A 958-nucleotide genomic window follows, 5' to 3' on the forward strand; every position below is an offset into this window, starting at 1 on the left:
TACCATGCCCTTAGCACTAACTGAGATTGACCAATTAGCGGTCACCAACAGCCGCCAAGAGTGCAGTAAACTTGATATAGAAGGCATTCGAGAACGGGTTAGATGCAAGGCCGCAAGGAGGAGGCAACCGGAGGCGTATATGCTGACATACGTCGAGGATTGCCGACAACTGAGAACGCAGCAGATGACCCGTTATCGGATGCCGCATTAGTCCCAATTTTCGGTGTTGAACTCGTCACTACCCTCCCAGCACTCTTTCGAACAAAAATAAACCGGATTGACCGAAGCACAGATCCCGTCCATGCTCATCTCATAGGGTTTCCCCTCGATGATCTTTCCGCACTGGATACAGTAAGTCAGCACCGTACCAAAGGTCTCCATCTTTGAGCCTTTTGTTCCGATCATGGTTTTGCTCCTTAAATCAGAATTCAGAAAGCAGAATCCAGGAGCCAGAAGATGAATCCTTCACTTCAGCACTTCTGCACTCCTGCACTTATGCACTATCTCCATTGCTCTCCGTGTCCCCGCGTCCCCGTGTCTCCGTGTCTTGAGCGGCCGCCATATATAGCCGCTGGTCCTCTTCCCCTTCAGGTCCACCGGGATGATCAGGGAGCAGGAACTGGATGGTCCTTTTCAGGATTCCTCCTGCCGGGATAGCGATGATAAGGCCAGCGAGGCCCCCCATCTCGCCCCCCACCAGGATGGCGATGAGGGTCTCAAGCTGGTTCAATCCCACGCGGTTTCCAACGATCCGCGGGGTCAGAACATAACCTTCCACCGCTTGGGCGACAGCGAAAGTCGAGACAACACCCAGTACCTGGCCCCATCCCGAAAAATCAACGAGAAGCACCATGGCTGATGCAAGGATCCCGATAACCGTTCCAACGTAGGGAATGATGAACATGAGACCCGCCACAACACCGATGAGCACGCCGAACCGTATCCCGGTGAGCCCCAG

Annotated in this window: 2 protein-coding genes; both read right to left on the reverse strand. The window is 53.8% G+C overall.

The features are described from left to right. Positions 1–207: 207 nt before the first annotated feature. A complete protein-coding gene (locus tag P1S59_14515) occupies positions 208–405 on the reverse strand; it encodes a hypothetical protein (GenBank protein ID MDF1527438.1) in 198 nt (65 codons plus the stop codon). 88 nt (positions 406–493) lie between these two features. Next, positions 494–958 (reverse strand): AI-2E family transporter (locus P1S59_14520; protein MDF1527439.1); only part of this gene is annotated, 465 nt, incomplete at its 5' end.

The organism is bacterium, assembly GCA_029210965.1.
In the GTDB taxonomy this organism is placed as follows: Bacteria; BMS3Abin14; BMS3Abin14; order BMS3Abin14; family BMS3Abin14; genus JALHUC01.